25 protein-coding genes and 1 tRNA gene are annotated in these 24,719 nt (G+C 68.5%); 9 read left to right on the plus strand and 17 right to left on the minus strand.

The genetic code is table 11. From position 1 onward, the window contains the following. Positions 1–10: 10 nt before the first annotated feature. The 3 genes from hisG to A7U43_RS16805 are packed head-to-tail and all read right to left on the minus strand — an operon-like array spanning position 11 to position 2,664. Positions 11–862: an ATP phosphoribosyltransferase gene (hisG, locus tag A7U43_RS16795; RefSeq protein WP_067997447.1), complete on the minus strand. Its 852-nt coding sequence runs from the start codon at positions 860–862 to the stop codon at positions 11–13. Continuing rightward, positions 862–1,143 carry a phosphoribosyl-ATP diphosphatase gene (locus A7U43_RS16800; protein WP_067997449.1) on the minus strand — a complete coding sequence of 94 codons (282 nt, stop codon included), beginning with the start codon at positions 1,141–1,143 and terminating at the stop codon, positions 862–864. Before A7U43_RS16800 ends, hisG begins: the two co-directional genes overlap by 1 nt. A 48-nt stretch (positions 1,144–1,191) precedes the next feature. Beyond that, complete coding sequence (locus A7U43_RS16805; protein WP_067997452.1) at positions 1,192–2,664, minus strand: sugar porter family MFS transporter; 1,473 nt, start codon at positions 2,662–2,664, stop codon at positions 1,192–1,194. A gap of 198 nt (positions 2,665–2,862) precedes the next feature. Here A7U43_RS16805 and A7U43_RS16810 point away from each other — a divergent pair, with 198 nt between their 5' ends. After that, positions 2,863–3,684: a serine hydrolase gene (locus A7U43_RS16810; RefSeq protein ID WP_067997454.1), complete on the plus strand. Its 822-nt coding sequence runs from the start codon at positions 2,863–2,865 to the stop codon at positions 3,682–3,684. A 26-nt stretch (positions 3,685–3,710) separates the two neighbouring features. On the opposite strand, the gene A7U43_RS16815 is transcribed toward A7U43_RS16810, so the two are convergent. Beyond that, the gene (locus A7U43_RS16815) at positions 3,711–4,394 is read right to left on the minus strand and encodes an HAD family hydrolase (RefSeq protein ID WP_067997456.1); all 684 of its coding nucleotides are present in this window, start codon (positions 4,392–4,394) and stop codon (positions 3,711–3,713) included. Positions 4,395–4,469: 75 nt separating this feature from the next. Here A7U43_RS16815 and A7U43_RS16820 point away from each other — a divergent pair, with 75 nt between their 5' ends. Beyond that, positions 4,470–5,282, plus strand: coding sequence for an SDR family oxidoreductase (locus tag A7U43_RS16820; protein WP_067997459.1), 813 nt, complete (start codon positions 4,470–4,472; stop codon positions 5,280–5,282). Here the strand turns inward: A7U43_RS16820 and metH are convergent. Continuing rightward, complete coding sequence (metH, locus tag A7U43_RS16825; RefSeq protein ID WP_067997461.1) at positions 5,264–9,061, minus strand: methionine synthase; 3,798 nt, start codon at positions 9,059–9,061, stop codon at positions 5,264–5,266. The genes A7U43_RS16820 and metH overlap by 19 nt on opposite strands. Before the next feature lie 323 nt (positions 9,062–9,384). Between metH and A7U43_RS16830 the strand changes: the two genes are divergently transcribed. Further along, entirely contained in the window at positions 9,385–10,233 is an 849-nt protein-coding gene (locus A7U43_RS16830; protein ID WP_156526139.1) for a PAC2 family protein, read from the plus strand. 34 nt (positions 10,234–10,267) lie between these two features. On the opposite strand, the gene A7U43_RS16835 is transcribed toward A7U43_RS16830, so the two are convergent. From A7U43_RS16835 to A7U43_RS16845, 3 genes are all read right to left on the minus strand, one after another. Further along, complete coding sequence (locus A7U43_RS16835) at positions 10,268–11,149, minus strand: SDR family oxidoreductase (protein ID WP_067997483.1); 882 nt, start codon at positions 11,147–11,149, stop codon at positions 10,268–10,270. Positions 11,150–11,175: 26 nt separating this feature from the next. Continuing rightward, positions 11,176–12,414, minus strand: coding sequence for a cysteine--1-D-myo-inosityl 2-amino-2-deoxy-alpha-D-glucopyranoside ligase (gene mshC / locus A7U43_RS16840; RefSeq protein ID WP_067997486.1), 1,239 nt, complete (start codon positions 12,412–12,414; stop codon positions 11,176–11,178). Between the two features lie 122 nt (positions 12,415–12,536). After that, complete coding sequence (locus A7U43_RS16845) at positions 12,537–13,280, minus strand: 3'(2'),5'-bisphosphate nucleotidase CysQ (RefSeq protein WP_068002932.1); 744 nt, start codon at positions 13,278–13,280, stop codon at positions 12,537–12,539. A gap of 132 nt (positions 13,281–13,412) precedes the next feature. Here A7U43_RS16845 and A7U43_RS16850 point away from each other — a divergent pair, with 132 nt between their 5' ends. Beyond that, positions 13,413–13,814: a DUF2628 domain-containing protein gene (locus tag A7U43_RS16850; protein WP_067997489.1), complete on the plus strand. Its 402-nt coding sequence runs from the start codon at positions 13,413–13,415 to the stop codon at positions 13,812–13,814. Here the strand turns inward: A7U43_RS16850 and A7U43_RS16855 are convergent. The 5 genes from A7U43_RS16855 to A7U43_RS16875 are packed head-to-tail and all read right to left on the minus strand — an operon-like array spanning position 13,811 to position 17,123. Then, positions 13,811–14,638 carry an SCO1664 family protein gene (locus A7U43_RS16855; protein WP_067997490.1) on the minus strand — a complete coding sequence of 276 codons (828 nt, stop codon included), beginning with the start codon at positions 14,636–14,638 and terminating at the stop codon, positions 13,811–13,813. The two genes, A7U43_RS16850 and A7U43_RS16855, sit on opposite strands and share 4 nt — an antisense overlap. Beyond that, complete coding sequence (locus tag A7U43_RS16860) at positions 14,622–15,212, minus strand: DUF3090 domain-containing protein (RefSeq protein WP_067997505.1); 591 nt, start codon at positions 15,210–15,212, stop codon at positions 14,622–14,624. The genes A7U43_RS16855 and A7U43_RS16860 overlap by 17 nt, the downstream gene beginning before the upstream one ends. Before the next feature lie 33 nt (positions 15,213–15,245). Further along, on the minus strand, positions 15,246–15,929 hold the full coding sequence (locus A7U43_RS16865; RefSeq protein WP_067997509.1) for a histidine phosphatase family protein: 684 nt from the start codon (positions 15,927–15,929) through the stop codon (positions 15,246–15,248). Positions 15,930–15,944: 15 nt separating this feature from the next. Next, the gene (locus tag A7U43_RS16870; RefSeq protein WP_068002935.1) at positions 15,945–16,775 is read right to left on the minus strand and encodes an undecaprenyl-diphosphate phosphatase; all 831 of its coding nucleotides are present in this window, start codon (positions 16,773–16,775) and stop codon (positions 15,945–15,947) included. 36 nt (positions 16,776–16,811) lie between these two features. Continuing rightward, positions 16,812–17,123, minus strand: coding sequence for a hypothetical protein (locus tag A7U43_RS16875; RefSeq protein WP_197499865.1), 312 nt, complete (start codon positions 17,121–17,123; stop codon positions 16,812–16,814). Between the two features lie 108 nt (positions 17,124–17,231). On the opposite strand from A7U43_RS16875, the gene A7U43_RS16880 reads away from it, so the two are divergent. The 3 genes from A7U43_RS16880 to A7U43_RS16890 are packed head-to-tail and all read left to right on the plus strand — an operon-like array spanning position 17,232 to position 19,574. Continuing rightward, entirely contained in the window at positions 17,232–18,245 is a 1,014-nt protein-coding gene (locus A7U43_RS16880; RefSeq protein WP_082902179.1) for a YncE family protein, read from the plus strand. 25 nt (positions 18,246–18,270) lie between these two features. Then, entirely contained in the window at positions 18,271–18,513 is a 243-nt protein-coding gene (locus tag A7U43_RS16885; protein ID WP_067997518.1) for a DUF5703 family protein, read from the plus strand. After that, the gene (locus A7U43_RS16890) at positions 18,513–19,574 is read left to right on the plus strand and encodes a quinone-dependent dihydroorotate dehydrogenase (RefSeq protein WP_068002938.1); all 1,062 of its coding nucleotides are present in this window, start codon (positions 18,513–18,515) and stop codon (positions 19,572–19,574) included. The genes A7U43_RS16885 and A7U43_RS16890 overlap by 1 nt, the downstream gene beginning before the upstream one ends. Here the strand turns inward: A7U43_RS16890 and A7U43_RS16895 are convergent. Together A7U43_RS16895 and A7U43_RS16900 are read right to left on the minus strand one after the other, a co-directional pair. Continuing rightward, the gene (locus A7U43_RS16895) at positions 19,571–20,095 is read right to left on the minus strand and encodes a YbhB/YbcL family Raf kinase inhibitor-like protein (RefSeq protein WP_067997521.1); all 525 of its coding nucleotides are present in this window, start codon (positions 20,093–20,095) and stop codon (positions 19,571–19,573) included. The genes A7U43_RS16890 and A7U43_RS16895 overlap by 4 nt on opposite strands. Positions 20,096–20,104: 9 nt before the next feature. Further along, complete coding sequence (locus A7U43_RS16900) at positions 20,105–21,448, minus strand: M20/M25/M40 family metallo-hydrolase (protein WP_068002941.1); 1,344 nt, start codon at positions 21,446–21,448, stop codon at positions 20,105–20,107. Positions 21,449–21,567: 119 nt separating this feature from the next. Here A7U43_RS16900 and A7U43_RS16905 point away from each other — a divergent pair. Beyond that, positions 21,568–21,653 (plus strand) — tRNA-Leu (locus A7U43_RS16905). Positions 21,654–21,664: 11 nt separating this feature from the next. Here A7U43_RS16905 and A7U43_RS16910 read toward each other — a convergent pair. After that, on the minus strand, positions 21,665–22,519 hold the full coding sequence (locus A7U43_RS16910; protein WP_067997526.1) for a helix-turn-helix transcriptional regulator: 855 nt from the start codon (positions 22,517–22,519) through the stop codon (positions 21,665–21,667). A 78-nt stretch (positions 22,520–22,597) separates the two neighbouring features. On the opposite strand from A7U43_RS16910, the gene ilvD reads away from it, so the two are divergent. Continuing rightward, positions 22,598–24,442 carry a dihydroxy-acid dehydratase gene (gene ilvD / locus A7U43_RS16915; RefSeq protein WP_067997528.1) on the plus strand — a complete coding sequence of 615 codons (1,845 nt, stop codon included), beginning with the start codon at positions 22,598–22,600 and terminating at the stop codon, positions 24,440–24,442. A gap of 4 nt (positions 24,443–24,446) precedes the next feature. Here the strand turns inward: ilvD and A7U43_RS16920 are convergent, their stop codons facing one another. Next, entirely contained in the window at positions 24,447–24,656 is a 210-nt protein-coding gene (locus A7U43_RS16920; protein WP_067997531.1) for a hypothetical protein, read from the minus strand. Positions 24,657–24,719 lie beyond the last annotated feature (63 nt).

The raw sequence follows: 24,719 nt of genomic DNA on the forward strand, positions 1-24,719 counted from the left end.
CGCGTCGTGATCAGAAGCGGCAGAACCTGATGTCGGACGCCAGGATCGCCTTGGCGCCGATGGCGGCGAGCTGGTCCATGATGGCGTTCACATCGCGACGCGGAACCAACGCACGTACCGCCACCCAGTCGGGGTCGGCGAGCGGGGCGATGGTCGGCGACTCCAGTCCCGGTGTGACCGCGGTCGCCTCGTCGAGGACGCTGCGCGGGCAGTCGTAGTCGAGCATCAGGTACTGCTGGCCGAACACCACACCCTGAACCCGGGCGGCGAGCTGATCGCACGCGGGGTTGGGCTCGGAGTCCGCACGTTCGATCAGGATCGCCTCGGAATCGCACAGCGATTCGCCGAAGGCCACCAGGTTGTGCAGTCCCAGGGTGCGTCCGGAACCGACGATATCGGCGATCACATCCGCGACACCGAGCTGGATGGATATCTCCACCGCGCCGTCGAGACGGATGACGGTGGCGTCGATCCCCTTGTCGGCCAGGTTCTTACGGACCAGGTTGGGGTACGCCGTGGCGATTCGCTTACCGGCAAGGGAGTCCACCGTCCAGTCCTGGCCCTTGGGTGCGGCGAACCGGAAGGTCGAGGACCCGAAGCCGAGCGCCAGCCGTTCGCGTACCGGGGCGTCGGACTCGGCGGCCAGATCTCGCCCGGTGATGCCGAGATCGAGCTCTCCGGAGCCCACATAGATTGCGATGTCCTTGGGGCGCAGGAAAAAGAACTCGACGTTGTTGGCCGGATCGACGACGGTCAGATCCTTGGGGTCGGTGCGGCGCCGATAGCCCGCCTCGGACAGGATCTCGGCGGCCGATTCGCTGAGCGCACCCTTGTTCGGGACCGCCACACGAAGAGTGCTCATCACAGCTTCCGGTACACGTCGTCGAGGCCGAGCCCGCGGGACAGCATCAGCACCTGGGTCCAGTACAGCAACTGGCTGATCTCTTCGGCGAGTGCCTCGTCGCTCTCGTGTTCGGCGGCCAGCCATACCTCGCCGGCCTCCTCCAGGATCTTCTTCCCCAGTCCGTGCACGCCGGCCTCCAGCGCGGCGACCGTGCCGCTGCCGGCGGGCCGGGTCTGCGCTTTCTCGCTGAGCTCGGCGAACAGGGCGTCGAAGGTCTTCACGAGCTGCGATTCTTTCACGGACGCGCAGCCGCGGTCACGCGGGATTCCCGCCGGGGGCCCGCCCGGCTACCGGGAGGACGGGCGCCCGTCCTCCGCGAGCACCTCGGCGTGCATGTCCTCCAGTGACACACCCTTGGTCTCGCGGACCCACTTCGAGACGAACACAAACGACAGCACCGCGCACAGCGCGTAGAAGCCGTAGGCCAATCCCAGATGATTACGCAGCTCCGGGAAGCTCACCGTGATCAGCCAGTTGGCTGCCCACTGACCCGCCGCGGCCAGGCCGAGCGCGGCGGCGCGGATGCGGTTGGGGAACATCTCGCCCAACAGCACCCAGACCACCGGCCCCCAGGACATCCCGAATGCCACCACGAACAGGTTGGCGGCGACGAGCGCGATGACACCGGATGCGCCGGGCAGGCTTGGTGTGCCGTCGGGGTTGACCGTGGCATTGGCGAAGATCACCGCCATCGTGGCCAGCGTGACCGCCATGCCCGACGACCCGATCAACAGCAGCGGCTTGCGGCCGATCTTGTCGATGAGCGCGATCGCGATCAGGGTGGTCAGCACGTTGATCACCGAGGTGATCACGGTGTAGACCGCCGACTCGTCGGCGCTGAAACCGACCGCCTGCCAGAGCACGTTCGAGTAGTAGAAGATGACGTTGATACCGACGAACTGCTGGAAGATCGACAAGCCCAGACCGACCCACACGATGCCGTAGATTCCGCCCGACGGCTTGCGCAGATCACGCCATGACGGCTTGTCCTCGCGCTCCAGGGTGTCCCGGATTCGGGTGATGGTGATCTCCAGGTTCTTCTGGCCGAGCAGCATGCTCAACACCCGGCGCGCCTCCGGAATCTTATGGCTGGCAACGAGATAGCGCGGCGACTCCGGGATGGTGAAGGCCAGCGCGCCGTACACGACCGCGGGCACGGCCATGGCGAGGAACATCCAGCGCCACGCGTCCAGGCCGAGCCAAAGCACCTCGTTGGGTCCGCCCGCCGCCCATTGCAGCAGCCAGTTGACGGCAAACGACGCGAAGATGCCCAGCACGATCGCGAGCTGCTGCAGTGACCCCAGCCGGCCGCGGATCTGCGGAGGGGAGGTCTCGGCGATGTACGCCGGCGCGATCACCGATGCCACCCCGACGCCGATACCGCCGACGATCCGGAACAGCACCACCGTCCAGACCTCGTGCGCGAAACCCGTTCCGAAGGCACTGATCAGGAACAGCAGCGCGGCAATCTTCATCACCGCGATGCGGCCGATCCGGTCCGCGATCCGCCCCGCGGTCATCGCGCCGGCGGCGGCGCCGAGCAGCGCGGAGGCCACCGCGAAACCCAGCTCGGCATTGCCGATCCCGAAGTCCTCCTGTATCGAGGACACCGCCCCGTTGATGACGGCGCTGTCATAGCCGAACAACAGGCCGCCCAGTGCGGCTACCGCGGCGATCCGCACCGCCGTGCGACCGGAGCTGAACCCGGAATCGTCATCGAGGAACGAGGCGTCGTCGCCTCCCACCGGTCCGTGCGTCATGGATCGTCCTTCCAGCCCGTGCCGTGATGCGTGTCACATCACAATCGCACAGTCGCCCACCGATTTGGTCGGTAAGCGGCGGGCGAGTTCCGGCACCGGCGCCCACCGCCCGCCTTCGCGCTCGGCTGATTAGGCTGAGCAGCCGGTGGGTACAGCGTTGACACCGTGTGGGGTTCAGGATTCGTTCGAAGGAGACCGATGCGTCGCAGCTGGGCGATTGTCGCGGTGGCGCTGGTGATGGCCGGAGGCCAGGCGCAGGCGTGGGGTGCGCCGCCGACCGCACCGTTGGACGGTCTGCAGGCCCGCGTTCAGCAGGCCGCCGCCGATGCGGCCGGGTCCGGGGCCGAGATGGACATCGTCGTGCTGGACCGCCGCACCGGTCAGACCGCGTCCAGCGGCGCCGGCCGGCCCTTCCCCATCGCCTCTGTGGTGAAACTGTTCATCGCCGACGACCTGCTGCTGCAGCAGTCCCAGGGCGGGACCGAACTGTCCACCGCCGACCGCGCGTCGCTGGACGCCATGCTGCGTTCCTCCGATGACGGTGCCGCCCAGATGTTCTGGGACCGCAACGGGCAGAACGCCGTCATCGCACGCATCACGTCCCGATACGGGTTGACCGGCACCACGGCACCGGCCAACCGGCACTGGGACGTCACCCAAAGCACGGCAAGTGATCTCGTGCGGTATTACGACATGCTGCTCGACGGGACCGGTGGGCTGCCGCCCGAACAGGCCAACATCATCATCGGTGACCTGGCCAGGTCGACGCCGACGGGAGCCGACGGGTACCCGCAGCGCTTCGGCATCCCGGACGGACTGTATGCCGAGCCGGTGGCGGTCAAACAGGGCTGGTTCTGCTGCTGGAACGGCGGCAATCAGCTGCATGTGTCGACCGGTGTGATCGGACCCGACCGCCGGTACGTGATGGCGATCGGCTCGTTGGATCCGACCGGAGCGGCCACCGCGCGGGACAACGTGACGCGGGCCGTCAAGACCATGTTCCCCGGCGGCAAGGTCTGACGCCGGACCCGCCCAGGCGGGCCCGATCAGGCGGAGCGTGCGGTGATCTCGGCGCCCAGTTCGGCATGCACGTCGCGCAGGCCCTCGACCGTCAGGCCGGTCAACGACACGGCGTGGCGGCGTCCCGGGCCCGTCGGGACCTCGATCTCGTTGGGGATCACCAACACTGCGCATCCGGCCGCCTCGGCCGACGCGGTACCGGTCACCGAATCCTCGATCGCCAGGCAGTGCAGCGGGTCCAGCCCCAGCAGTTCGGCGGCCCGCAGGTACGGGTCCGGTGACGGTTTGCCCGCCGGGACCTCGTCACCACAGACGGTCACCGCAAAGTAGTGCCGGCCGATGCTGTTGAGTGCCTTCTCGGCCAGCCCGCGCCGCGTGTTGGTCACCAACGCCATCGTGACGTCGGCGGCGCGGAGTTCGTCGAGCATCTCGCGCGCCCCCGCGCACCACGGCAGGCCGGTCTCGAACAGCTCGCCGACGTAATCGTGCAACCAGTCCGCGGTCCGGGCGATATCGTGCGGGTCGGGTTCCAGACCGAGGTCGGCGTAGACGATCTGCATCACCGTCTCGCTGGAACCGCCGATCGTCGAGGTGCGTACGTCGGCGCTCAGCTCACGGCCGTGCCGGCGGTAGATCTCCTGGATGCCGATGTCCCACAGCTTTTCGGAGTCCACCAGGGTGCCGTCCATATCCCAGAGCACCGCGCGCATGCACCCGATTGTCGCATCGAAGGGCGCCGCGCCGGAAAACCGAACGCGTCGGCCCCCGCCGTTAGCCTGGGTGCCATGAAGATACTTGTGACGGGCGCCACCGGCAATATCGGTCGCCGAGTGGTCGACCGGCTCATCGACCTGGGCGTCTCCGATATCCGGGCGTTGACCGCCGACCCGCAGCGGGCGCGCCTGCCCGACGGTGTGGAAGTGGTCACAGGCTTCCTCGGCAAGCCCGAGACGGTGTCGGTCGCCCTGGCCGATGTGGACGCGGTGTACCTGGCGCCGTTTCCCCGGACCGTCGCCATCACCTGCGAGATGATCGCCGCCGCCCGGGTGTCCTACCTGGTCGCCCTGTCCGGGGGCGCGCACTGGCAGCAGCACGCCGAGCGCATCGCCGCGGCACCGGTGCCCAGCACCCAACTCGGGCCCGGCGAGTTCTGCGAGAACTTCGCCATGTGGGCTGCGCAGATCAGCACGGGTGTGGTGCGCGACGTCGCACCCGACGCCGTGCAGGCACCCGTATCGATGGACGATATCGCCCGGGTGGCCGCGCATCTGCTGGCCGATCGCCACGACCGCCATCTGGGGCAGATGTACGAGCTGACCGGCCCGGAAGCGATCACCCGTGCCGAGATCGCCGCGCAGATCGGCGCCGGGCTTCAGACCCCGGTGCAGATGCGGCGGTGCAGCCGGGCCGAGGCCAGAGAACTGCTGGAGCCGGTCATGGGTGACGGCGTGGACTGGTATCTCGACCTGGTCGAGCAGCACGGCGCGCCGCAGAACGCCAACGACAATGTCGAAAAGCTCACCGGGACAACGGCGATGTCGATGGCTCAGTGGGCGGCCGCCCACGCCGAGCTGTTCGCTCAGTCCTCGGGGTTGTAGCCGAGGTTGGGGGCCAGCCAGCGTTCGGCTTCGGCCAGCGTCCAGCCCTTGCGCTTGGCGTAGTCGGCGACCTGGTCCTGCGCCAGTCGGCCGACCACGAAATACTGCGACTGCGGGTGTGAGAAGTACCAGCCGCTGACCGCGGCCCCGGGCCACATCGCCATCGATTCGGTCAGCTCGATGCCGGTGCGCGCGTTCACGTCCATCAGCTCCCAGAGCGTCGCCTTCTCGGTGTGCTCCGGGCAGGCCGGATAGCCCGGAGCCGGCCGGATTCCGCGGTACTTCTCCCCGATCAGCGCGTCGTTGTCGAGTTGCTCGTCGGGCTCGTAACCCCAGAACTCCGTGCGGACCCGTTGATGCATCCGTTCGGCGAACGCCTCGGCGAGCCGGTCGGCGAGCGACTCCAGCAGGATCCCGCTGTAGTCGTCGTGTGCCGCCTTGAATTCGGCGATCTTGTCGGCGCTGCCGAGTCCCGCGGTGACCGCGAACGCACCGATGTGATCCGCCAGGCCCGTTATTTTGGGAGCCACGAAATCGCCGAGTGACCGGTTCGGGACGCCGTCGCGGTGCTCGCCCTGCTGGCGCAGATTGCGCAGCGTGGTCAGCACCTCGGTGCGCGTCTGGTCGGTGTAGACCTCGATATCGTCTCCGACGGCGTTGGCGCAGAAGAAGCCGATCACCCCGTTGGCGGTCAGCCACTTCTCCTTGATCGCGGTGTCCAGCATCTCCTGGGCGTCGTCGTAGAGCTTGCGGGCCGTCTCGCCCGAGACCGGGTTGTTGAGGATATCGGGGAAGCGGCCCTTCATCTCCCACGCGTTGAAGAACGGCTGCCAATCGATGTACTCGCGCAGCTCGGCCAGGTCGTAGTCGAGAAACTCGCGAACCCCGACCCCTTGCGCCGGAACCGGCGGGGTGTAGCCGTCCCATTCGATCGGTGTCCGGTTGGCGCGTGCCTTCTCCAGGGTCAGCATCGGCCGTTCGTTCTTCTGGGCGTGCCGTTCGCGCAGCGACGCGTAATCCTTCTCGGTGGTCTCCAGAAGAGCAGGCCGCTGCTTGTCGTCGAGCAGCGCAGCGGCGACCGGCACCGAGCGCGACGCGTCCTTGACCCAGACCACCGGGCCGCTGCGGCGCGGCGAGATCTTCACCGCGGTATGCGCCCGCGAGGTCGTCGCGCCACCGATGAGCAGCGGGATCTGCAGCCCCTCGCGTTCCATCTCGACGGCGAAGTTGACCATCTCGTCCAGCGAGGGGGTGATCAGCCCGGACAGCCCGATGATATCGGCGTCGTGTTCCTTGGCCGCGTCCAGGATTTTCTGGGCGGGCACCATCACACCGAGGTCGATCACTTCGAAGTTGTTGCACTGCAAGACAACCCCGACGATGTTCTTGCCGATGTCGTGGACGTCGCCCTTCACGGTCGCCATGATGATGGTGCCGTTGGTGTCCTTGCCGGCTTTGATATCCCCCGTCGCTGCGCTCGCCCCGGCGGCGGCCGCAATCTCTTCCTTCTCCGTCTCGATGAACGGCAGCAGGTAGGCCACGGCCTTCTTCATCACCCGGGCCGACTTCACCACCTGGGGCAGGAACATCTTGCCCGCCCCGAACAGGTCGCCGACGACGTTCATGCCGTCCATCAGCGGACCCTCGATCACCTCGATCGGGCGGCCACCGGCGGCCGCGATCTCGGCCCGCAGCTCCTCGGTGTCGTCGTCGACGTGCGCGTCGATGCCCTTGACCAGGGCATGGGTGATGCGCTCGCGAACCGGCAGCGATCGCCATTCCGCGGCCTTCGGGTCCTCACCCTTTTCCTTGGAGTTGAACCGCTCGGCGATCTCCAGGAGCCGCTCCGCCGCGTCCTCGCGACGGTTCAGCACGACGTCCTCGATGCGGTCCCGCAGCTCGGGGTCGATCGAGTCATACGGCACCAGCGCACCGGCGTTGACGATGCCCATGTCCAGGCCGGCCTTGATGGCGTGGAACAGGAACACCGCGTGGATGGCCTCGCGGACCGGGTTGTTACCGCGGAACGAGAACGACACGTTCGAGATGCCGCCGGAGATGTGCACCCCGGGCAGATTCTCCTTGATCCAGGCGCAGGCCTCGATGAAGTCGATGCCGTAGCTCGCGTGCTCCTCGATGCCGGTGGCCAGCGCGAAGCAGTTCGGGTCGAAGATGATGTCCTCGGCCGGGAAACCGACCTCCTCGGTCAGGATCCGGTAGGCCCGCCCGCAGATCTCCTTACGGCGCTCCAGATTGTCGGCCTGCCCCTGCTCGTCGAAGGCCATCACCACCACGGCGGCGCCGTACTTGCGGCACAGCCGGGCCTCCCGGATGAACTTCTCCTCGCCCTCCTTCATGGAGATCGAGTTGACGATCGGCTTGCCCTGCACGTTCTTCAGGCCGGCCTCGATGACCTCCCACTTGGACGAGTCGATCATGACCGGGACGCGGCTGATGTCCGGTTCGGCGGCGATCAGTTTGGTGAACCGGTCCATCGCGGCGACGCCGTCGATCATGCCCTCGTCCATGTTGATGTCGATGACCTGCGCACCGACCTCGACCTGCTGCAGGGCCACCGACAACGCGGTGTCGTAATCCTGCGCCTTGATCAGGTTGCGGAACCGGGCCGAGCCGGTGATGTTGGTGCGCTCACCGATGTTGACGAACAGCGAGCCGTCGGTGATGTTGAGCGGCTCCAAGCCGGACAGCCGGGTCGCGACGGGGATCTCGGGCAGCTCGCGCGGCGACTTGCCCTCGACGACCTTGGCGATCTCGGCGATGTGCGGCGGCGCCGTGCCGCAGCACCCACCGACCAGGTTGACCAGCCCGGCCTCGGCGAACTCCGCGATATAGCTCGCCTGGGCCTGCGGGGACTCGTCGTACTCGCCGAAGGCGTTGGGCAGCCCGGCGTTCGGATAGCAGGACACGAAGGTGTCGGCGATGCGCGCCATCTCGGCGATATAGGGCCGCATCTCCGGCGCGCCGAGGGCGCAGTTGAGTCCCACCGCGATCGGCTTGGCATGCCGTATCGCGTTCCAGAATGCCTCGGTGACCTGACCGGACAGCGTCCGCCCGGAGGCATCGGTGATGGTGCCCGAGATGATCAGCGGCCAGCGGCGGCCGCGCTCCTCGAACAGCGTCTCGACGGCGAAGACGGCCGCCTTGGCGTTCAGCGAATCGAAGATGGTCTCGATGATCAGCAGATCGGAACCGCCGTCGACCAGACCGTTGGCCGCCTCCAGGTAGGCGGCGACCAGCTGGTCGTAGGAGACGTTGCGCGCACCGGGATCGTTGACGTCCGGGGAGATCGACGCGGTGCGCGTGGTCGGGCCGATGGCGCCGGCGACGTAGCGGGGTTTGTCCGGGGTGCTGAACTCGTCGGCGGCCTTGCGCGCCAGGGCGGCGCCGGCGTAGTTGAGCTCGTAGGCCAGCTCGTGCATGTCGTAGTCGGCCAGCGACACCGCGTTCGCGTTGAACGTGTTGGTCTCCAGGATGTCGGCGCCGGCCTGCAGGTACTCGCGGTGGATGCCCTCGATGATCTGCGGCTGCGTCAGGTTCAGCAGGTCGTTGTTGCCCTGCAGCGCGCTCGGCCACTCCCGGAACCGGTCGCCGCGGTACCCGTCCTCGTCGGGGCGGTCGCGCTGGATCGCCGTGCCCATCGCGCCGTCGATCACCACGATGCGCCGGCGCAGCGCGGCGGTCAGCTCATCGGTGCAATCCGGGCGGATGTTCGGCGCAAAGGTGCTCGACGCTGGAATTTTCGGCTCCTGGGCATTCACAGTGCGCTCCTTCCATGACGGAAGGCGTCCTTGACTCCGCCGAGCGTGGCGGCCACCGATCAGGACCGGTGAACCGTTGCAACGCCTCTCGACGAGGAAAAGTCTACGTCGTCATCCAACAGACTTTTGGGCGCCATCGCGTGGCTGTGTCGGCTACGGCGGCGGCGCCACCATCAACCGGATTGCCACCGACCTTATTTCAGGTGTGTGCGCGCACCTTCGGCGGAGCCGGGTATCCGACCGCAAATCGCCGCACCGCCGGCTGTGACTCATCACCGCCATACAGGGCTTACGCTGGCAGTGTGACACCGTCGGATGCCAGCATGCCCGGCCTGCCGGACCTGCAGAACACAGTCGTCGTGGCCGCCTTCGAAGGCTGGAACGACGCCGGGGATGCGGCCAGCGGCGCGCTGGAGCATCTGGACTCCATCTGGGAAGCCGAGACGATCGTCGAGATCGATGACGAGAGTTACTACGACTACCAGGTCAATCGGCCGGTGATCCGGCAAATCGACGGGGTCACCCGCGAGCTGGTCTGGCCGTCGATGCGGATCAGCCACTGCCGTCCGCCCGGCAGCGACCGGGACATCGTGCTCATGCACGGCGTCGAACCGAACATGCGGTGGCGCACGTTCTGCGCCGAGCTGCTCGCGATCGCCGACAAACTCAATGTCGACACCGTCGTCATCCTCGGCGCCCTGCTCGCCGACACCCCGCACACCCGCCCGGTCCCGGTCTCGGGCGCCGCCTACTCGGCCGATTCGGCCAAGTTCTTCGGCCTGGAGGAGACCCGCTACGAGGGCCCCACCGGAATCGCCGGGGTCTTCCAGGACGCCTGCGTGCAGGCCGGCATCCCGGCGGTGACGTTCTGGGCGGCCGTTCCGCACTACGTGTCGCAGCCGCCGAACCCCAAGGCCACGGTGGCGCTGCTGCGCCGGGTCGAGGATGTCCTCGACATCGAGGTACCGCTCGCCGACCTGCCGAGCGCGGCCGAGGAGTGGGAGGAGGCGGTCACCGAGATGACCGCCGAGGACGAAGAGATCGCCGAGTACGTGCAGACGCTGGAGGAACGCGGCGACGCCGAGGTCGACATGAACGAAGCGCTGGGCAAGATCGACGGGGATGCGCTGGCCGCGGAATTCGAGCGTTACCTGCGTCGCCGGGGCCGCTAGTCCCAGCTGTGGGCCGCTTTGGCGATCTCTCGGGTCATCGCTGTTCGAGCGCCTCGGTGCGGGCACTGGTCGAGCGGCCGAGCGCCGCGATCTCGGCGTCGAGCTTGGGGAGCAGCTCCGGGGTGAACTTGCGGATGTCGCGCTCCCCGACCGCTGTCGACACCACGGGCCGGATCCAGCGGAAGGCGCCGACCCAGCCCGGGCAGTAGATCCGCTTCCGGCGTCGCTCGATGCCCTTGACGAAGGCGGCACCGCACTCGCTGACGGTGGTGGTCTTCTTCAGCGGGCCGGGCATCCTGGTCAGCATCTCCCGGAAGGTGGCCAGGTCGCTCTTGGCGTCCTGCACCAGCGGGGTGTCGATCCAGCTCATATGGGCCGAGCCGACATCCACGCCGAGGTGGGCCACCTCCAGGCGCAGCGTGTTGGCGAAGTACTCGGCACCGGCCTTGGACGCGTGATACGCCGCCAGCCCCGGCGCGGAGGTGAATGCGGCCAGCGAGGACACCACCAGCACGTATCCGCGGCGCTCGATGACCGACGGCAGCGTGGCGCGCACCGTGTTGAACACCCCGATCACGTTGACGTCGACCACCCGCCGGAACGCCGCCGGATCCACCTGCAGCACGGACCCGAAGCTGGCGATACCGGCGTTGGCAACCACGATGTCGATGCCACCGAAGTGCTCGACGGCGGCCTCGGCGGCCTGCTGCATGGCGGTCAGGTCGCGGACGTCGGCCAGCGCGGTCAGCACGTGGGCGTCCCCGCCCAGTTCGGTGGCCAGCTCGGCCAGCGGGGCGGCATCGAGGTCGGTGAGGACCAGCTTGGCGCCCTTGCGGCGGAGCCGACGGGCGACCTCCGCACCGACACCGCGTGCACCGCCGGTGATGAAGACGACCTTGCCGTTGACTGAGCTCATGGCGGTCAACGTACCCGCCGCGGGGTTTAGAGGTCTACACCGAGCAGCGCGTCGACGATATCGGCCACCAGCGCTGGAGCGGTGTCCTCAGATCCTCCGTAGCTGAGCGCGTCGGTACACCAACCATCAAGGGCGGCAAGCGCTTTCGGTGTGTCCAAGTCATCGGCCAGGTAGTGGCGCACCCGGCTCAGGACATCGGCGGCATCCGGGCCCGACGGCAGCGCCACGGCGGACCGCCAGTGCCGCAGCCGGGCAACGGCCTCGTCGAGAACCGCGGGGCTCCAGTACCGGTCGGCGCGGTAATGCCCGGCGAACAGTCCCAGTCGCACGGCTCCCGGGTCGACACCCTCGGCACGCAGCCGCGACACCAGCACCAGGTTGCCGCGGCTCTTGCTCATCTTGTGCCCGTCCCAGCCGATCATCCCGGCGTGCACATAGTGCCGCGCGAAACGCCGCTCCCCCGTGACGGATTCGGCGTGCGCGGCAGAGAACTCGTGGTGCGGGAAGATCAGGTCGGATCCGCCGCCCTGGATGTCGAGACCGGTACCGATGCGGTCCAGCGCGATCGCCGCGCACTCCACGTGCCATCCCGGGCGCCCGTTGCCGAACGGTGACGGCCAGCTGGGTTCGCCGGGACGTTCGGCGCGCCACAGCAGCGCGTCGAGCGGGTCGGCCTTGCCGGCCCGGTCCGGGTCACCGCCACGCTCGGCGAACAGTCGCGCCATGGTCTCGTGGTCATAACCCGACTCGTAGCCGAACTGGGCCGTGGCGTCGGCGTGGAAGTACACGTCCGGGTACTGCGCATCATCGACCACGTAGGCGGCCCCGCTGGCCAGCATCTTCTCCACCACCGCGATCACCTCGGCGATCGCGTCGGTGGCCGCGACGTAGTCGCGCGGCGGCAGCACCCGCAGTGCGGTCATATCGTCGCGGAACAGCTGGATCTCCCGGTCGCCGAGTTCGCGCCAGCCGATACCGTCGCGGGCCGCCCGTTCGAACAGTGGGTCGTCCACATCGGTGATGTTCTGCACGTAGTGCACGTCATGGCCGGCGTCCCGCCACAGCCGGTTGATCAGGTCGAAGGTCAGATAGGTCGCGGCGTGGCCCAGGTGGGTGGCGTCATAGGGAGTGATGCCGCAGACGTACATGGTGGCGGTCTGACCTGGGGAGACCGGCCGCACCTGGCGGTCGGCGGTGTCGAACAACCGTAGTGGTACACCCGCACCGGGCAACGTGGGAACGGTCGGCGCCGGCCAGGACTGCATGACGTCGACTCTAAGGTGTTCGGTCACCGATACCTTTCGCTGGTGTGCTCACTCGGGGCGCTCGCTCACGGGAACCGACAAGTTCGGCGTCGATTTGATTCCCGGATCGTCGCGGGCCGTACTCAGAACGCTGCGTGAATGGTCTCCAGCAGCGGTCCGGAGACCTCCGTCCGGCACATCAGCAGATCCGGCAGATACGGGTCGCGCCGGTTGTAGACCAGCGGCGCCCCGCCGAGCCGGGTCGCGTGCAGACCGGCGGCCCAGAGCACCCCGGCGGGCGCCGCCGAGTCCCACTCCCACTGCCCACCGGCATGGATGTAGGCGTCGACATCGCCGCGCACCACCGCCATCGCTTTGGCGCCGGCCGAACCGATCCGCACCACCTCGATGTCGAGATGCTCGCGCAGCCACCACAGCACGGCCGGCGGCCGGTAGGTGCTCGCGGTCACCCGGATGGGCCCCGGGCGCCGCGGCGGCGGCGGGGCCACGGTGTCGGTGCGGTACACCTGCCCGAGGGCGGGCAGTGCGACGGCGGCGTCGGTGATGGCGCCCAGGTCCCCCGTCCCGGGCACACCGTCGCGCTGCCACAGCGCGATGTGCACCGCCCAGTCGGCGTGGCCGGCCATCGAGAACTCCCGGGTGCCGTCGACGGGGTCGACGATCCACACCCGGTCGGCATGCACCCGGGAACGGTCGTCGACGGCTTCTTCGGAGAGCACCGCGTCGCCCGGGCGCAACTCGGCCAGCCGCTTGAGGATGAGCGCATTGGCACGGCGGTCCCCGGCGTCCCCGAGGTCATAGGAGTCCTGGAAGCCGACCTCCTCGCGGACGGCCAGCAGCAGGTCACCGGCCTCGGCGGCGATCATCGCGGCCACCGCGGCGTCGGTCTGCTCGGCGGGATTCACCGACTCAGTATTGCGTGCGGGGGAAACGCCCCGCACGCACCGCCCGATGAATGAGGATGATGCCCGACACCCGGGATGGAAAGGCCACGGCACATGACCGCACCCGAAGCCGGCGAGCTCGCCGCCTCCTGGCAGCGCCGGTTCGCGTTCTTCGACCTCTACGGGCTGCCCAACTCCAGCCCGACGGCCAAGGCCGCGTACCGCACGCTGCCGGTCTGGGACAAGGTGCGGCTGACATCCAACGTGTGGGCGTTACTGTTCGGCTTCGTCTACTTCTACGCCAAGGGCATGTGGCGCAAGGGCACCACCATCCTGGGTGCGGGTGTCGGCCTCGGCGCCCTGCTGTCGGTGCTGCACGCCCCCGGCTTCCTGTCCCAGGTGGTGACGTTCGGATTCGCCGGCGCCATCATGACGACGGCCAATTACGCGTACTACCTCCACGTCCGGGGCAGCCGGTCGTGGAATCCCTTCGAGGGTTTCGGTCCGCGCGCTTAGAACGCCGGCCACGGGATCGGCCGGCGCCGATCGGGGGCCGGCATCACCGGGTGATCCAGCAAGGCCGCGACCCTCGCCCGCAGGGCGGCGACCTCGGCACCGGTGATGTGCTCGCCGAGCTGGTCGGCGAGATCACCGGCCAGCTTGCCGTCCAGGGTGGCGATATCGGCCAGCGCGTCGTCATCGACCGGTTTGCCGGCCCACCCCCACAGCACGGTGCGCAGCTTGTCCTCGGCATGCAGGCTCACGCCGTGATCGACGCCACGCACCCGGCCGTCGGTGCTGACCAGGATGTGCCCGCCCTTGCGGTCGGCGTTGTTGATCAGCACATCGAAGATCGCCATCCGGCGCAGTCGGTCATCGTCGGCGTGCACCAGGGTGACGGGGTCACCGGCGTAGTCGTAGGCCTGCAGGATGCCCAGGTAACCGGGTGGCACCTGGCCCGCGGGCAGCAGATCGACAAGATCCGGTTCGCCGCAGTCCTCGTCGGCGGGGGCGTCCCCGGCGAGCGCGTCGCCGGGCTGGTCCACCCACCGTTGCACCATCCCGGGGCCGGCGGGACCCACCCGGATGATGGTGTGCGGCACGATATCCCACCCCAGCGCCGCCGACACCAGGTAAGCGGCGCGCTCCCGGCCGGCCAGCGTGCCGTCGGGGAAGTCCCACAGCGGCGCCTCGCCGGCGATCGGCTTGTAGACGCAGTGCACCTGCTGCTCGTCCACCGTCGCCGCGCAGAGGAAGGTGGCGTTGCTCGCCGAACGGATACGACCGATGACGCTGAGGTCGCCGTCGGTCAGCACCTGCTCCTCAGAACGGCGGTTCATCGTCGTCCACCGTGCCGAAGGCGCCGCGTCGATAACCGTTGGTGCGCACGCAGATGTGACCCTCGGGATCGAGCGGTTCATCGCACAGCGGGCAGGGCGGCCGGCCCGCGGAGATGACGCGGTTGGACCGGGTGGCGAACTCGCGCGCCGATTCCGGGCTCAGGAACACCCGGACCGCGTCCGGACCGTCCTCGGCGTCGTCGAGCACCACGGAGGCGTCGAACTCGGTGTCGGAGACGGCGAGCAGTTCGACCACCACGGTCTGGGCTTCGGCGTCCCACCCCAGGCCCATGGTGCCGACCCGGAACTCCGAGTCGACCGGCGTCAGCAGCGGATGCAGATCCTCGATCTCACCGGTATCGGGCGGGATCGGGGTGCCGAACCGGCGGTTGATCTCCACCAGCAGCGCCGAGATCCGTTCGGCGAGCACCGCCACCTGCTGCTTTTCCAACATGACCGACACCACCCGCTTGTCGTGGACCGCCTGCAGGTAGAACGTCCGGTTACCGGGCTGCCCGACAGTCCCGGCCACGAAGCGGTCGGGTGTGCGGAAGACGTGGATTGCGCGGGTCATGGCACCTTTCAAAATACCGGTAGCGGGGCGACCTCAATCGGTGGAGCCGCCGACAACCGCATCCGTTTCCGGTGCGGCGGCCGGCTTCGCACTCAATGCGGCGGTCAATCCGCTACCGGTGTGGTTGACGTGCAGCACGAACGGACGTGTATCGGTGTAGCGGACGACGCTCATCGAGGCCGGGTCGGCGGTGATGCGCTGGAACGTGTCCAGGTGAGTGCCCAGCGCGTCGGCCAGCACCGCCTTGATCACGTCACCGTGGGTACAGGCCACCCACAGCGCGTCGCCACCGTGTTCGTCGGCCAGCCGGCGATCGTGTTCGCGCACCGCGGCCACCGCCCTGGCCTGGACCTGCGCCAGGCCCTCGCCACCCGGGAACACCGCCGCGCTGGGCTGCTGCTGGACCACCTTCCACAACGGCTCCTTGACCAATTCGCCGATCGTGCGCCCGGTCCAGCTGCCGTAGTCCACCTCGATGATGCGTTCCTCGACCACCGGCACCAGCCCCAGCGCGGCCGCCAGGGGTTCCACGGTGCGCTCGCAGCGCAGCAGCGGCGACCGGACGATGGCTCTGACCGGCAGCTCGCCGATCCGGGTGACCACCGCCTGGGCCTGCTCGTGGCCCAAGGCGTCGAGGTCGACGCCTTCGGAGCGGCCGGCCAGGGTGTGCGCGGTGTTCGAGGTCGAGCGGCCATGCCGCAACAGGATGACGGTCATGAGGATCCTCCCTGCTTACTGCGCGGCCAGCACGCCGGTGGCGAGCAGCAGCAGGACCAGGGCACCGAGGGCGATCCGGTAGCCGACGAACCAGTACATGCTGTGGCGCACCAAGAATCGCAAGAACCAGGCGACCGCCGCGTAGCCGACCACGAACGCGATGAGGGTGCCCACCACGATCTGCGGCACCGTGGCACTCATTCCCGACGCACCGGGTTCGAAAACGTGACGTAGCTCGTAGAGCCCGGAGCCGAGGACCGCCGGGATGGCCAGCAGGAACCCGAATCGGGCCGCGGCCTCCCGTTTCTGGCCGAGGAACAGGCCGGCACTGATGGTCACCCCGGACCGGGAGACCCCCGGAATGAGGGCAAGCGCCTGGGCGGACCCGATGATGAGGCTGTCGCGCCAGGTGAACTGCCGGATGTCGCGGGTCTGTTTGCCGAAATATTCGGCGGCGGCGATGACGAACGAGAACACGATGAGCGCGGTGGCGATGATCCACAGGTTTCTGATGTCGCCGCGGATCAGGTGCTGCAGGGTGAAACCGAAGATGCCGATCGGGATGGTGCCCAGGATCACCCACCACCCGAGCCAGTAGTCCGGGGTGCGCCGGCCGGCGTCGGTGAGCCCACCGAACCAGGCCGTGAGGATGCGGCCGATGTCGCCCGCGAAATAGATGAGCACGGCGATCTCGGTGCCGATCTGCACGACGGCGGTGAACGACGCGCCCGCGTCACCGCCGAAGAAGGCCTCCGAGACGATTGCCAGGTGGGCCGAGGAGGACACCGGCAGGAATTCGGTCAGGCCTTGCACCACGGCCAGCACGACGACCTGCAACCACGACATCTCCGCCACGCGGACGACCGTACCGTGGGGGTCGGGTCAGCGCGCTGTGCGTACCGGCTCGGCTCCGGCGATGGCGTCCCGAACGGCGGCGGCTACGCTGCGCTCATCGGTGACGTCGATATCGGTCAGGCTGCGGGTGGCGACGGCGACGATGTCCTCGTCCTGCGGGACCGGTCCGCTCAGCCGCGGCCGATACACCTCGACGACCAGGAGCTGCCGGTCCTCGACGTGAAAGGAGAAGCTACGGCCACCGCCGAGCGCGCCGAATCCACTGGCATGCACACCCGTCGAGATGTCTTCGAGGGCGAACTCGCCTGCCGTCAGATCCGTTCCCGGGGCAAGACTCATGGTTGGCACCATACCGCCATATTGACGTCCGCGTCCGACTTGCGTTTCTTTGCCTAAAATTTGAAAACGGAACCACCGCAACAACGAAATCAGGAGTTTTTGGGGCCATTGCATACGAAATCCGGATTCCAACTCCTGGCTGCCGGCGTCTTGGCCCTGGTGACCGCGTTCAGCACGGCGTGCTCGTCGAGCCCGATCGATTCGCCACCACCGACCATTCCCGTCGCGTTGCCCGCGAAATCGCCGCCGGTCACCGGCGCGCCGCCGGGTCGGGTGGCGCCGCTTTCGGCCCCCGGGACGGCGGCCTACTTCGATATCCGCACCTCTGCCCTGGTGGTGCTCGGGCCCGCCGATCAGCTCACCGTGCTGCCGGCCGGCGGGCCGTCGCGCACCCTGGCCCTGCCCGCGGAGGCCACCGCGCTGACCGGTGACGGTTCCGGTGAGGTGTGGCTGTCCACCCGGGGCGGCTACCTGCGGGTGAACATCGCCGCCGCGGCCGCCACCCCGGTGGAGGTCGACGGCCACGCCGACACCGACTTCACCGCCATCGCGCGGCACGACGACGGGCGACTGGTGCTCGGCAGCGCCGACGGCACCCTGTACACACTGCGATCCGATACCGAGGTCGGCGCCTCGCTCCCGAAGTTCGCACGGGTGGATGTCGTTGTCGCGCAGGGTGACTCGATGGTGGTTCTGGACCGCGGCCAGACCTCGGTCACCGAGGTCGACGGGGGCGGGACCGCCTCCGAACAGTCGCTGCGGGCCGGCGAGGGAGCCACCTCGATGGCAACGGATCCGGCCGGACGCGTGCTGGTCACCGACACCCGGGGTGGCGCCCTGCTGGTCTACGGGACCGAGCCGCTCATTCTGCGGCAGCGCTTCCCGGTGCACGACGCGCCCTACGGCGTGACCGGATCGGCCGAGCTCGCCTGGGTGTCACAGACAGCGACCAACACCGTCGTTGGTTACGATCTGGCCACCGGAATACCCGTCGAGAAGGTGCGTTATCGGACCGTGCAGCAACCCAACACCCTGGCATTCGACGACGCCACCAACACCCTCTATGTGGTGTCGGGGTCCGGTGCCGGAGTGCAGGTGATCACCGGGGCGGCGCCCCGATGACGCCCCGGACGGAGAGGAGACCGTGATGACCACGGTTCAGCGGGGACGGATGCCGGCCGGGTGGGCCGCCGACCTGTCCGACGAGTACGACTGGGTTCCGCTGCGACTGCCTCCCGATGTCACCCGGTTGTCGGCGTCGGTGCGATTGTCGATCGAGGCGCAGTACCGCGGGTGGGAGCTGACCAGGGTGCGCCTGTACACCGACGGGAGCCGACGGGTGTTGTTGCGCCGCAAGAAATCCGTCCTCGGTGAGCAGCCCGCTCTGTGATCTACCGACTGCTTCGCCGCGCGTTCTTCCAGGTGGACCCGGAACGCATCCACACCTTCGTGTTCGCCGCTCTACGCCTGGCCACCCGCCCCGGTTTCACCCGCCGCCGGCTGTCCGGGAGTTTGGCGCCCCGTGATCCGGTGTTGGCCAGCACCGTGTGGGGTGTGCGCTTTCCCGGCCCGCTCGGGCTGGCCGCCGGTTTCGACAAGGACGGGCACGGACTGTCGGCATGGGGCGCGCTCGGGTTCGGGTATGCCGAGGTCGGCACGGTGACCGCGCAGCCGCAGCCGGGCAATCCGAAGCCACGGCTGTTCCGGCTGCCCCAGGACCGGGCCCTGCTCAACCGGATGGGCTTCAACAATCACGGCGCCGGCGCGCTGGCCGTGGCGCTGACCCGGCACACGCCCGACGTACCGATCGGCGTGAACATCGGCAAGACCAAGGCGACCCCCGCCGAGCGGGCCGTGGCTGACTACGCCGACAGTGCGCGCCTGGTCGGCCCACTGGCCTCGTATCTGGTGGTGAACGTGAGTTCGCCGAACACCCCGGGGTTGCGCGATCTGCAGGCGGTGTCCGCCCTGCGGCCCATCCTGGCCGCCGTCCGCAACGCCACCTCCACGCCGGTGCTCGTCAAGATCGCACCGGATCTGTCCGATCAGGACATCGACGAGATCGCGGATCTGGCAGTCGAATTGGGGCTCGCCGGGATCGTCGCCACCAACACCACGGTGTCCCGCGCGGGCCTGCGCACCCCCGGGGTCGCCGAACTCGGCGCCGGCGGGATCTCCGGCGCACCGGTTGCCGCCCGGTCCCTGGAGGTGCTGCGGCGCCTCTACGCGCGGGTCGGCGACCGACTGGTGCTGATCAGCGTGGGCGGCATCGAGACCGCCGACGACGCCTGGGAACGCATCCTCTCGGGTGCCACCCTGCTCCAGGGCTACACCGGGTTCATCTACGGCGGCGGCTTGTGGGCCAAGCAGATTCACGACGGCATCGCCCGCAGGCTGCACGAGGGAGGGTACGGGTCGCTGTCCGAGGCGGTCGGCGCCGGCGTCCGTTAGTTCTGCTCGTAGGTGGCGTGGATGACCGCGCGGGCGATCGCCTGGCCGAACAGATTGAAGCCCAGGTAGGCCGGGGTGGCGCCGTCGGGCAGATCCAGGCTCGCCACGGGCAGCGCGTGCACCGCGATGTAGTAGCGGTGCGGACCGTGCCCGGCCGGCGGCGCGGCACCGATGAACCGCTTCTGGCCGGCGTCGTTGGCGAGCGTGACGGCACCACCGGGCAGCGCGTCGCCGTTGCCGGCATCGGCGGGCAGGGAGGTCACCTCGACGGGCAGATCGGCGACCGCCCAGTGCCAGAATCCCGACAGCGTGGGGGCATCCGGGTCATACACCGTCACCGCGAAGCTCCGGGTCTCCTCGGGGAAACCCGACCAGCTCAACTGCGGCGAGATGTCCTTGCCCCCGGCGCCCATGATGCCGCTGACCTGATCGTTGCCGAACGGCTGCCCGTCGGTCACCGACTCCGAGGTCAGGGTGAAGGTCGGCAGATCCGGCAGATTGTCATACGGTGAGTTCGTCATCGCGCCCTTTCAGCAGTTGGTGAGGAAGTGTTCGAGGACCTTGGCTCCGAACTCTAGTGCGTCCACGGGTACCCGTTCGTCGACACCATGGAACAACGACGCGAAATCAAGGTCCGCGGGCAGCCGCAGCGGCGCGAAGCCGAAACAGCGAATTCCCAACCGTTGGAACGACTTCGCGTCGGTACCCCCGGACATCATGTAGGGCACGGTGCGTGCCTCGGGATCGAGCGCCAGCAGCGAAGCGTTCATCTGATCCACCAGATCCCCGTCGAAGGACGTTTCGTAGGACGGCAGGTCCCGCTCCCAGCTGCGCACCACGTTCGGTCCGATGAGCTCGTCCACCTCCCGCTCGAAGGCCGCCCGCCGGCCGGGCAGCACCCGGCAGTCCAGCACCGCCTCGGCGGTGGCCGGGATGACATTGGCCTTGTAGCCCGCCTTGAGCATGGTCGGGTTGGCGGTATCGCGCAGGGTCGCACCGATGATGCGGGCGATACCGCCGAGCTTGGCGATGGTGCCGTCCAGATCGGGTGAGCCCAGGTCGAACTGGTAGCCGGTCTCCTCGGAGATCGCCGCGAGGAACTGCTCGACGGGTTCGGTGAGGACCAGCGGGAACTGGTGCCGGCCCAACCGGGCGACGGCCTCGGCGACCTCGGTGACGGCGTTGTCGTCGTGCACCATCGACCCGTGCCCGGCCCGCCCTCGGGCGGTCAGCCGCATCCAGGCCAGGCCCTTCTCGGCGGTCTCGATCAGATACAGCCGGCGCTGACCGCCGTCGCGGCGCGGCACGGTCAGGGAGAACCCGCCCACCTCACCGATGGCCTCGGTGACACCCTCGAACAGATCGGGCCGGTTGTCGACGAGCCACTGGGCGCCGTAGGTGCCGCCGTGCTCCTCATCGGAGACGAAGGCGAACACCAGATCCCGCGGCGGCACGATGCCGTGCCGCTTGAAGTGCCTGGCGACGGCGATCATCATGCCGACCATGTCCTTCATGTCGACCGCGCCGCGTCCCCACACGTAGCCGTCCTTGACCGCCCCGGAGAACGGGTGCACGCTCCAGTCCGCGGGCTCGGCGGGCACCACGTCGAGGTGACCGTGGATCAGCAGGGCGCCGCGGTCGGGGTCGGCGCCGGGCAGCCGCGCGAACAGGTTGCCCCGGCCCGGTGCGCCGGCCTCGAGGTACTCACAGGTGTAGCCGACCTCCCGTAGCCGGTCGCCCACCCACTGCGCGCAGTCCGCCTCACCCTTGGTGGTGGCCGGGTCGCCGGTGTTGGAGGTGTCGAATCGGATCAGGGTGCTCACGAGGTCGACGACCTCGTCCGCGCTTGTGGGGGGAACGCTCACAGTCACCATTCGTACCACCGCCGCGAGGCGCTCGGGCGGGGTGGCGCACCGCCGGTGCGGGTCTGGTTTGGGCCAGACCGCCCCCATCCGTTAGCCTTAGTCGCTCCGTGCCGATGGCACGACGCAATGTCCGAGTGGCGGAATGGCAGACGCGCTAGCTTGAGGTGCTAGTGCCCTATTAACGGGCGTGGGGGTTCAAGTCCCCCCTCGGACACACTTTCTTGTTCAGTCTGGTTCGGAGTTCGACTCCGACTCCACCAGGCGCCTCAGTTTTTCCCCGGCCCCGCTGCCCGGCACCGGGAGATACGCGACGATCTGGATCTCCGGCACATCCGCGGGCGTCAGCTGGTGGTGCTCGAGCAGCAGTTCGCCCACCCCGGGGTGGAAGAACCGGCGTTCCCGGGAGGCGAACCGCTCGATGCTGCTGGCTTGCCAGCCCGCGCGGAAGTGCTCACTGTCGGCGGACAACCGGTCGATGAGCTGGGTGTAGGACGGCTCCCCCACCCGCGGGCCGGCCTCGGCGCGGAATTCGGCAAGGAAGCGCTGACTGTCGATCTCCCAGTCCGGCAACAACTCCCGGATCGCGGGGTCGGTGAACACGAGCGCCAGCAGATTGCGATCGGCGGCGTCGGTGGTCTGCACCCCCGGATACAGCGCGGCGTAGGCGCGGTTCCAGGCCAAGATCGTCCAGGTCGGTCCGATGGCGAAGGCGGGATAGCCGGCCAGCGCGTCGAGGAAGCGCTGGATGTGCGGCGGGGGCGGCCCGAGCGTCCCGATTCCCACGGGTGCTGCGGTGTAGCCGCCGAGTGCCAGCACATAGTCGTGTTCGGCGGGCGAGAGTCGCAGTGCCCGGCTCACCGCGTCGAGCACCTGTTTGGACGGGTTGATATCGCGGCCCTGTTCCAGCCAGGTGTACCAGGTGGCGCTCACCCCGGACAGCACCGCCACCTCCTCCCGCCGCAGTCCGGCCGTCCGCAGCCGGGGCACCGCCGGGAACCCGAGCTCGGTGCGCGACGCCGCTTCCCGGCGGGCCCGCAGGAACTCTCCGAGTGCCAGCCGCTGCCTGCTGCGCTTGTCCATCCCTGGATGGTAGTAGTGCCAGTTCTAGTATCAGCACCGTCTTCCCACGTAGACACCGCGAATGGCACCGTGTGTGCTATGGCAGAACTGCGGTCTCGCACGGTCACCCACGGTCGCAACATGGCGGGAGCACGCTCACTGCTGCGCGCCGCCGGGGTGGCCGGCTCCGATATCGGCAAGCCCATCGTCGCGGTGGCCAACAGCTTCACCGAGTTCGTGCCCGGGCACACCCACCTGCAACCCGTCGGCCGGATCGTGTCCGAGGCCATCTCGGCCGCCGGTGGGGTGCCGCGCGAGTTCAACACCATCGCCGTCGACGACGGCATCGCCATGGGTCACGGCGGCATGCTGTACTCGCTGCCCTCGCGCGAACTGATCGCCGATTCCGTCGAATACATGGTCAACGCGCACTGCGCCGATGCGCTGGTGTGTATCTCCAACTGCGACAAGATCACTCCCGGCATGCTGATGGCCGCGCTGCGGCTGAACATCCCGACCGTCTTCGTCTCCGGCGGCCCAATGGAGGGCGGCACCGCCGTCCTGGTGGACGGCACCGTGAAGACCCGGCTCAATCTGGTGTCGGCCATCGCCGACGCGGTGAACACCGAGGTCTCCGATGACGACATCACGCGCATCGAGGAAGCCGCCTGCCCGACCTGCGGGTCGTGCTCGGGGATGTTCACCGCGAACTCGATGAACTGCCTCACCGAGGCGCTGGGGTTGGCGCTGCCGGGCAACGGGTCGGTGCTGGCCACCCACACCGCGCGCCGGGCGCTGTACGAGAAGGCGGGCAGCACGGTGATGGACATCGTGCGGGCCTACTACGACGATGATGACGCCTCCGTCCTGCCCCGCAACATCGCCACCCGGGACGCGTTCGACAACGCCATGGCCCTCGACATCGCCATGGGCGGGTCCACCAACACCGTGCTGCACCTGCTGGCCGCCGCGCGGGAGGCCGAGTTGGACTACACCCTCGAAGACATCGAGAAGCGCAGCCAACTGATTCCGTGTCTGTGCAAGGTCGCCCCCAACGGGCACTACCTGATGGAGGACGTGCACCGCGCCGGCGGCATCCCTGCCATCCTCGGCGAGCTGTGGCGCGGCGGGCACCTGCACGAGACAGTGCACACCGTGCACACCGGTTCGATGGCGCAGTGGCTGCGCGACTGGGATATTCGCGGCGGGTCACCGACCGATGAGGCCGTCGAGTTGTTCCACGCCGCACCGGGATGCGTGCGCTCGGCGACCGCGTTCTCGCAGTCGCAGCGGTGGGAAAGCCTGGACACCGACGCCGAGAACGGCTGCATCCGGGACCTGGCGCACGCCTACTCTGCCGACGGCGGCCTGGCCGTGCTGCGCGGCAACCTGTCGGTGGACGGCTGCATCGTCAAGACCGCCGGCGTCGACGAATCCATCTGGAAGTTCTCCGGCCCGGCGGTGGTGCTGGAATCCCAGGAGGACGCGGTCGAGGCCATCCTGAACAAGCGGGTGCAGCCCGGCGATGTCGTGGTGATCCGCTACGAGGGCCCCAAGGGCGGCCCCGGCATGCAGGAGATGCTCTATCCGACAGCCTATTTGAAGGGTCGCGGACTGGGCGCCCAGTGCGCGCTGATCACCGACGGCAGGTTCTCCGGCGGTACGTCAGGCCTGTCGATCGGGCACGTCTCCCCCGAGGCGGCCGCCGGCGGCACCATCGCGCTGGTCGAGAACGGTGATTCGATCACCATCGACATCCCGCACCGCAGCATCCAGGTCGACGTGCCCGACGAGGAACTCGCCCGCCGCCGTGCTGCGCTGGAGGCGGCCGGCGGCTACCGCCCGAAGCACCGCGACCGCACCGTGTCGCCGGCCTTGCGGGCCTACGCGGCGCTGGCGCTGTCCGCCGACAAGGGAGCCGCCCGCGATATCGAGGCGCTGTAGGTCCTCAGCCGGCCAGTTCCACGTCGCCGCGGTGTACCTGCACGCAGGCGCGCTTGGTTCCCCACACGGTGGGGACGTCGAAGCACACCACCTTCGGCTGCCCGAACAGCGTCGTCTCCTCGACGGTGCCGGCGGCACCCTCGGGGACGGTCTGTACGTCCATCTGATCGATCTCGCGGAGCGCGGTCACCACGTCACCACTGTGCCAAGCCATCTCTGTCGTCTCCCTGACCACATCTACCCAAACGAATACGGCTGTGTAACGCCGCGGGAGCGA

Origin of the sequence: Mycobacterium adipatum, from assembly GCF_001644575.1 — a bacterium.
Classification (GTDB): Bacteria; Actinomycetota; Actinomycetes; order Mycobacteriales; family Mycobacteriaceae; genus Mycobacterium; species Mycobacterium adipatum.

Bases quoted from the DNA above. Each gene is read 5' to 3' on its own strand.
- A7U43_RS16855 (WP_067997490.1), bottom strand. From the start codon at position 14,638: ATGAACCGCCGTTCTGAGGAGCAGGTGCTGACCGACGGCGACCTCAGC.
- A7U43_RS16845 (WP_068002932.1), bottom strand. From the start codon at position 13,280: ATGATCGCCGCCGAGGCCGGTGACCTGCTGCTGGCCGTCCGCGAGGAG.
- A7U43_RS16895 (WP_067997521.1), bottom strand. From the start codon at position 20,095: ATGACGAACTCACCGTATGACAATCTGCCGGATCTGCCGACCTTCACC.
- hisG (WP_067997447.1), bottom strand. From the start codon at position 862: ATGAGCACTCTTCGTGTGGCGGTCCCGAACAAGGGTGCGCTCAGCGAA.
- A7U43_RS16870 (WP_068002935.1), bottom strand. From the start codon at position 16,775: ATGTCGTGGTTGCAGGTCGTCGTGCTGGCCGTGGTGCAAGGCCTGACC.
- A7U43_RS16835 (WP_067997483.1), bottom strand. From the start codon at position 11,149: ATGAGCTCAGTCAACGGCAAGGTCGTCTTCATCACCGGCGGTGCACGC.
- A7U43_RS16805 (WP_067997452.1), bottom strand. From the start codon at position 2,664: ATGACGCACGGACCGGTGGGAGGCGACGACGCCTCGTTCCTCGATGAC.
- A7U43_RS16810 (WP_067997454.1), top strand. From the start codon at position 2,863: ATGCGTCGCAGCTGGGCGATTGTCGCGGTGGCGCTGGTGATGGCCGGA.
- A7U43_RS16860 (WP_067997505.1), bottom strand. From the start codon at position 15,212: ATGACCCGCGCAATCCACGTCTTCCGCACACCCGACCGCTTCGTGGCC.
- A7U43_RS16815 (WP_067997456.1), bottom strand. From the start codon at position 4,394: ATGCGCGCGGTGCTCTGGGATATGGACGGCACCCTGGTGGACTCCGAA.
- A7U43_RS16885 (WP_067997518.1), top strand. From the start codon at position 18,271: ATGACCACGGTTCAGCGGGGACGGATGCCGGCCGGGTGGGCCGCCGAC.
- A7U43_RS16920 (WP_067997531.1), bottom strand. From the start codon at position 24,656: ATGGCTTGGCACAGTGGTGACGTGGTGACCGCGCTCCGCGAGATCGAT.
- A7U43_RS16865 (WP_067997509.1), bottom strand. From the start codon at position 15,929: ATGACCGTCATCCTGTTGCGGCATGGCCGCTCGACCTCGAACACCGCG.
- A7U43_RS16910 (WP_067997526.1), bottom strand. From the start codon at position 22,519: ATGGACAAGCGCAGCAGGCAGCGGCTGGCACTCGGAGAGTTCCTGCGG.
- A7U43_RS16850 (WP_067997489.1), top strand. From the start codon at position 13,413: ATGACCGCACCCGAAGCCGGCGAGCTCGCCGCCTCCTGGCAGCGCCGG.
- A7U43_RS16900 (WP_068002941.1), bottom strand. From the start codon at position 21,448: ATGGTGACTGTGAGCGTTCCCCCCACAAGCGCGGACGAGGTCGTCGAC.
- mshC (WP_067997486.1), bottom strand. From the start codon at position 12,414: ATGCAGTCCTGGCCGGCGCCGACCGTTCCCACGTTGCCCGGTGCGGGT.
- ilvD (WP_067997528.1), top strand. From the start codon at position 22,598: ATGGCAGAACTGCGGTCTCGCACGGTCACCCACGGTCGCAACATGGCG.
- A7U43_RS16875 (WP_197499865.1), bottom strand. From the start codon at position 17,123: ATGAGTCTTGCCCCGGGAACGGATCTGACGGCAGGCGAGTTCGCCCTC.
- A7U43_RS16820 (WP_067997459.1), top strand. From the start codon at position 4,470: ATGAAGATACTTGTGACGGGCGCCACCGGCAATATCGGTCGCCGAGTG.
- A7U43_RS16830 (WP_156526139.1), top strand. From the start codon at position 9,385: ATGCCCGGCCTGCCGGACCTGCAGAACACAGTCGTCGTGGCCGCCTTC.